Raw genomic sequence first — 6720 nt, 5'->3', positions numbered from 1 at the left:
GGCGGCGTCAGTCCGGAGGCCTTCGAACAGGCCTCATCGTGAGGACAGAATTTGTCTACTGTCGTGGGGTCAGTCCATAATGGTGGCTTAATGAAGGAGTGTTTATGTCAGCCAAAACGTTCACTGAAGAATTCAAAATTGAAGCCGTAAAGCAGGTCACAGAGCAGGGATATCCCGTATCTGAGGTCGCCTCCCGACTTGGGGTATCGACTAACAGCCTTTATGCCTGGGTTAAGCGTCACCAAAAACCTGAACCCCAGCGCAAGCAGGATGATGCTATCCAGCTTGATGTAAAACGTCTCAGGCAAGAACTTAAGCGGGTAACTGAAAAGCGAGATATTTTAAAAAAGGCTGCCGCGTACTTTGCAAGAACATCCGGCTGAAGTACGCCTTCATTAAAAAAATGTCGCCATTTTACCTGTACGTCGCCTGTGCCTGGTTCTTGGCCTTCATTACAGCGGCTATTACCAGTGGCTAAAGCAGCCAAAATCGTTGCGCGCCCGACAGGTCGAACGTCAGACTGGCCTCATTAAGCAACTGTGGCTTGAAAGTGGTAGGGTTTATGGTTACCGGAAAATCTGGCTCGATATGAAAGACCTGGGTGAACGCGCCGGACGTAACAGGGTTGCTCAGTTAATGAGGCTCGCTGAATTAGCATCCCAGACCGGATATCGAAAACGACGTTACTACAGTGGTGGAAAACCTTCGGTAGCCAGCCCTAATTACCTTGAGCGACAGTTCATTGTCCCGACCCCTAATACGCATATGAGGCACGCAACCGTCTAGTAAATCCGGGTCTATTCAGCGAGGTATTTGCAACTGTTGAAATTGAAGCAATGAAAATTTTTGAAGAATAAAAAACCCGCCATGTGGCGGGTCAATACTTTAGTGGTGCGCGACTAGTGGTGCGCAACAGGTCGTGCCGCGTTTATCAGAGCGTTACCCAGCGTTTCTCTTTCGATGAAACTAAGGTAGCGTCGATAATTTTCTGAATTTCCCAAGCCTCTCTGAAATCGGGACCGCTGGCCTGATTGTTGCCAACGGCGCGAAGAAACTCTGCCATTTCAATAGTTTTAAGGTCATTAAAACCTAACTGATGACCCGGAGCAGGGCAGAAAGCGCCATAAGGCAGATGTTCTGGACCCGCTTCAATTTTCTGGAAACCATGATGGCCGCCATTGCCTTCACTGCGATACAAATTCAGCTCGTTAAATCTTTCCTGAGTAAAATGCAGGCCGCCCAACGTGCCGTAAATCTCAAAGCCCAGCTGCATTTTGCGGCCTGTTGCTACCCAGTTGGCTTCAATATTGCCTTTACAGCCGCGCGCGAACTCCACCGTCAGTCTGGCGATATCATCGACCTCAACCTTGCGTAGCTCAGATGCACCCAGTGCCACGGGCCTTTCTTTGATGACAGTTTCAAGGTCGGCATTGAGCCCGACGATAGGTCCCAGCAAGTAACGCGCCATGGCGATAATATGACTGCCGAGATCGGCAATCGCCCCCGCGCCACCTTTCGGATCAAGACGCCATGACCACGGCGTATGCGGCGAGCCCATAAAATCTTCCGCGTGAATGCCACGGAAGCTGACGATTTCACCCAGCTCGCCGCCTTCAATCATCTCTTTAGCCAGTTTGATGAGCGGATTTTTAAGATAATTGAAACCGACCTGAGTAATGACCCCTTTTGCCTCGGCGGCTTCGGTCATGAGTTTTGCATCTTCACTGTTTGGCGCAATAGGCTTTTCGCAGTGAACGTGCTTGCCTGCTTTAATGGCTGCAAGCGCTTGTTCAAGATGGAATTTATTAGGCGTAGTGATTGAAACCACATCGACTTCCGGATCATTGATAAGCGCCTGCCAGTCATCGGTGTAACGGCGGAAACCGAAGCGGTGATAGGCTTTTTCTGCCGCGGCGCGATCGACGTCGGCTACGCTAATTAATTCAGGGGCCACTTCACCCGAGAAAATTCCGCCCGCCGCGCGATAAGCCAGCGCGTGTGAAGTCCCCATAAATCCGGTGCCGATAATACCAATGCCAATCTTTTTCATGTTTATTCCCTCATACAAGTAATTAATCTTCGACGTTGACCGGTTTGCCGGTTTCAGCAGAACGCTGTGCGCATTCGGCGAGTTTTAGTGCCCTATAACCGTCATACGGCGTAATAGGCATAGGCGTTGCATGGTTAATTGCTAAAACAAATTCATTAAGTTCAATACGATAGGCTTCTGCATAGCGCTCTAGAAAAAAGTGAACCAGTGGAGGGCGCGACTCGGTGGTCCGCGCGTTATAACGACGAATCGACGAGGTGCGCTGATTGTCGTTAAGTAGCATGCCCTCTGATCCATACACTTCGAGACGCTGATCGTGGCCGTACCTGGCCTGACGGCTGCCGTTGATATGGCACTGCTTGCCAGACTTGGTGGTAATCTGCACCATAATGGTGTCAAAATCGTTGTTTTTGGCTAATTCAGGTTTAAGCAATCGACTGGCCGAAGCAAAAATTTCCACCGGCTCCTCGCCCAATAGCCAGCGCGCCATGTCAAAATCATGAATCGTCATGTCACGAAAGACACCGCCTGAATGGCTCAGATATTCCATGGAGGCAAATCCCGGATCGCGACTGGTTATCATTACTTGATGTAATTCGCCGATTTCGCCTTCAGCAATGGCCTGATATATTTCCCGCGCGCTGGGATCAAAGCGGCGATTAAAAGCCACCATTACCCGCGCATTGCGTTGTTTAAGTTCTTCACAGGCTTCGCGGGCGCGATTGAGATTAAGGTCCACCGGCTTCTCGCATAAAATGGCTTTACCTTTGCGCGCCGCTCTCAGCATTAAATCGACATGAGTATCAGTCGGCGTAGCAATAATCACGGCATCTATTGAGTCATCCTCAATAAACTCGAGCGGATCTTTAACCGCGCGCCCGCCCACTAATTTTGTTAGCGAAAGGGCGTTTTCAATTAACGGATCGGCGATGCCGACTAACGTTAATTCAGGATGTGCGGCTACATTCATAGCGTGAACGTGCCCGATGCGGCCAGCACCTAATAAGGCGATTCTCAACATACTTAATTCCTGTAGGGTAATCGTGTTATCGAGATAAAAATTCTTTTAACTAATAAACGGCATTAATAAATAGGCCGAGCCTTATCAAACGATACTGTCTTTGATTATTTCTTTATTGTTGACGATAAGTTTTTCATCCAGCGTGCCGCTGAAATAATCAATAATATTATTGACCGCAGAAACCGACATTCGCATGGCGGCTTCCTGGGTGAGACCCGCAGAATGTGGGCTGACCAGCAGGCGATTAGAGGCGGCCAGCAGCGGCGACGCAGGGTTTAGCGGCTCTTCGCGGAACACATCTAATCCAACGCCCGCCAGCCGGTTATTATTTAAGGCATCAATAAGCGCAGTTTCATCGATAATTCCCCCGCGCGCCGTATTAATAACAATGGCGTGAGGTTTTAATAATGCCAGCTCCTTGCGGCCAATCAGCGGTTTCTTGTCATTAAGCGGTAAATGAACGGTCACCGCGTCGGCTAATTCCAGCCCTTGCTCAATAGTTGCAACCTGTTTTACGCCGTGCTCGGTAAATACATTGGCCGGAACAAAAGGATCGTAGGCGACAATAGACATATTGAAACACTTCGCCATTCGCGATACTTCACGACCAATACGACCAAATCCAAGAATGAACAGCGTTCTGCCCGCTAATTCAATCGCCGAAAAGCTGTTGCGGCAATTCCATTTGCCCTGACGAATACTTTGGTCATACACCGGCAATTGTTTCGCCAGCGCCATTAGCATGGCTAACGTATGTTCTGCTACCGAGAGAGAATTGACGTCACCTACGATAGTCAATGGAATACCGCGCTTATTTAACGCCGCCACGTTAACCGCGTCATAACCTACGCCGTGTCGCGAAACGATTTTAAGTTTTGATGCCAGCGATATTTCAGTGCGGGTTAGCGGCTGAGTGCGTAATAGCAGCGCGTCGGCATGGCGAATAAAAGGCGTATAACTCGAAACACTGACTTCATCGACTAAATCAAAGGTGAAATCTTTTCTGGCTTTAAGGATCTCTAATCCCGCCTGATGGATTTTTCCTGCGATAAGAATATGTGGCATTTTAATATCCTCCTTTCTGGGCAACAGCGGGGGACGCAGAGGCGTTGCCACCCGTCAATTGACGGAAACGGTCAACGCTGGCCGTCGCCGCACCGCGCAGGAGTTGCACGTCGTTGGAAACGGTAACCAGATCAAATCCCCATTCGGCAGCTTTGGCAGCGTATTCCGCCGTGCCATTGTGCAAACCGGCATAAATGCCTGCCGAATGTGCTCGTTCCAGAATATGTTTGATATTACTGATTATTTCACTTTCATCGCGGTCAAATCCGGTACGATATTTTTTACCGGTTAGTCCTAAAGTGAGATCGGCAGGGCCGATATAAATTCCATCCAGACCCGGCGTGGCAACAATCTCGTCGATATTGCGCACGGCTTCGGCGGTTTCAATCATGGCAAAGCAGAGGATTTCATTGTCTGCATGCTGGCCATAATCCTGTCCCGCCGCGAAGGTGACGCGCGTTGGACCAAAACTGCGTTGCCCAAGGGGCGGATAACGCACGCAGGAAACCAGCTGTTTTGCCTCTTCGGCATTATTGATCATCGGACAAATAATCCCGTAAGCGCCCGCATCGAGCGCTTTCATAATGTCGCCCGGAGAGAGCCACGGCACGCGAACCATAGGCGTTACGCCACTGGCACGCATGGCTTGCAGCATCACGGCTGCGGTCTCGTAACCCACAAACCCGTGCTGAATATCAATGGTGACGGAATCATAGCCTTGGGCCGCCATAATCTCGGCGGTGAAAGGGCTGGCAACGGAAAGCCAGCCGTTGAGCGCGGTTTTATCCTGTTTAAAGAGTTGCTTAAGATTATTAGTAATCATGTCGCTTTCCTTATAGAACAACCTGGGTCAGTTTGACGTTCATGTACTCGTGAATACCTTCCGTTCCGCCCTCGCTGCCCATGCCGCTGGACTTTATACCTCCAAACGGCACTTCGGCCGCGGCCAACGCAAAGCTGTTGATGCCGACCATGCCAGCTTGCAAATTGGCAGAGACGCGGCGAATACGCGCTGCATCACGGGTAAAGGCGTAAGCGGAAAGGGCGAAATCAGACTGGTTAACGCGCGCGATAACCTCGTCTTCATCTTTGAAAGTCGTGATAGCCGCAATGGGGCCGAAGTTTTCTTCGCACAGGGCGATGGCATCTTCCGGCATTTCGGCAAGCACTGTCGGCGCAAAGTAGAAGCCCGGTCTATCCAGAATGCGATGGCCGCCTGTCACGACGCGTGCGCCTTTTTTGCGTGCGTCGTCAACCACTTGCTCGATAGCCTCGAGACGACGCTGGTTGATTATTGGTCCCATTTCGACGCCTTCGTCGTGGCCGTATCCGACTTTCAGCTTTTCAGCACGCGCGGCGAAACCGTTAATAAAGGCTTCGGCAATCGATTCGTGGACATAAAAACGGTCTGGCGCGACGCACACCTGTCCGCAGTTGGCAAATTTGGTCGGCACGGCCAAATCCAGCGTTTTTTCGACGTCGGCGTCATCAAATACGATCATCGGCGCGTTGCCGCCAAGTTCCATGCTCAGGCGTTTAATGGTGGCCGCCGAGTCGCGGATCATCTGCTGACCGATACGAGTCGAGCCGGTGAGGGTGACTTTTTGTATCACCGGCGAATTAATCAACACGTTATAGGTGGCGTCGGTGCTGCCCACGACCATGTTGACCACGCCAGCGGGAATGCCGGCTTTTTGCAAACATTCCATGATGACCATGGCCGAGCCGGGAACTTCGCTGGATGGGCGCAACACTACGGTGCAACCGGCCGCCAGCGCAGGCGCCACTTTGCGAGCGATCAGGACCACCGGAAAGTTCCATGCGGTGAACGCGGCCACTACGCCGACTGGCTGGTGGGACACTTCACAACGCCCGCCCGGCACGCGGCTTTCTACGATGCGTCCATAAATGCGTCGTGCCTCTTCGGCGTACCAGGTGAATTGATCGACCGATAGCGTCCATTCCCGGCTGGCCTGCGCCACGGGTTTGCCGCTTTCAAGAGAGATAATGCGCGCCGCTTTATCACGCGCCTTTTCCATCTCGGCGGCGACGCGATGCAATAACTCTGCGCGCTCCCAGGCAGGAGTTAACTTCCAGCGGGCGAACGCTTTTTCGGCGCTTTCGATAGCGGCCTGCGTGTCCTGTGCGGAAGCTTCAACGATTTCGCCCAACGTTTCACCTCGACCTGGATCGGTAACGGTAAGCGTTTTGGATCCCTGACCCTTGCGCCAGCCGCCTTCAATAAACTGCCCATAGTTTTCGTACATACGCGCTTCCTGTCTTAGCTGGGGTTAATAGTCGATAACCCGTGAGTGGAAAGGGGGTCTGTCAGTGACGATTCATTTCGCTAAAAATCGCTGATGATGGCGTAACTGAACTCTCTAGTTGCAATATTTAGATCAACGCAATAAAAATTGCAAAATGAATTAAATCTTCCAAATAATGAGGGTTTTAAAAATTATAAAATTATAAGTCTATGATTATTAATCTAATTAAAATGCTTTGATAAGATGAAATGAGGAGAATGAGCTTTTTCGAGAGGGGCTAAAATGAAATTTTTATATCGAATATCAGAGCAAGATCA

Annotated in this window: 5 protein-coding genes and 1 pseudogene; 1 reads left to right on the top strand and 5 read right to left on the bottom strand. The window is 50.7% G+C overall.

What is annotated here, in order from left to right; genetic code table 11:
• Window positions 1-104: 104 nt before the first annotated feature.
• Window positions 105-765, top strand: a pseudogene (locus SC206_RS04050) (IS3 family transposase); the annotation flags it as partial.
• A 166-nt stretch (window positions 766-931) separates the two neighbouring features.
• On the opposite strand, the gene SC206_RS04045 reads toward SC206_RS04050, so the two are convergent.
• The 5 genes from SC206_RS04045 to SC206_RS04025 form a co-directional block, all read right to left on the bottom strand.
• Entirely contained in the window at window positions 932-2050 is a 1119-nt protein-coding gene (locus tag SC206_RS04045; RefSeq protein ID WP_332734415.1) for a Gfo/Idh/MocA family protein, read from the bottom strand.
• Between the two features lie 22 nt (window positions 2051-2072).
• Window positions 2073-3071: an inositol 2-dehydrogenase gene (iolG, locus tag SC206_RS04040; protein WP_332734413.1), complete on the bottom strand. Its 999-nt coding sequence runs from the start codon at window positions 3069-3071 to the stop codon at window positions 2073-2075.
• 84 nt (window positions 3072-3155) lie between these two features.
• Window positions 3156-4136 carry a hydroxyacid dehydrogenase gene (locus tag SC206_RS04035; RefSeq protein WP_332734411.1) on the bottom strand — a complete coding sequence of 327 codons (981 nt, stop codon included), beginning with the start codon at window positions 4134-4136 and terminating at the stop codon, window positions 3156-3158.
• A 1-nt stretch (window position 4137) separates the two neighbouring features.
• Window positions 4138-4959, bottom strand: coding sequence for an HpcH/HpaI aldolase family protein (locus SC206_RS04030; RefSeq protein WP_332734409.1), 822 nt, complete (start codon window positions 4957-4959; stop codon window positions 4138-4140).
• A gap of 10 nt (window positions 4960-4969) precedes the next feature.
• The gene (locus tag SC206_RS04025; protein WP_332734408.1) at window positions 4970-6403 is read right to left on the bottom strand and encodes an NAD-dependent succinate-semialdehyde dehydrogenase; all 1434 of its coding nucleotides are present in this window, start codon (window positions 6401-6403) and stop codon (window positions 4970-4972) included.
• Window positions 6404-6720: the final 317 nt, after the last annotated feature.

Source organism: Rouxiella sp. T17 (assembly GCF_036663475.1).
GTDB lineage: Bacteria > Pseudomonadota > Gammaproteobacteria > Enterobacterales > Enterobacteriaceae > Rouxiella.
The sequence above is the reverse complement of the archived record's forward strand: the minus strand, read 5'-3'. Positions and strand labels throughout refer to the sequence as shown.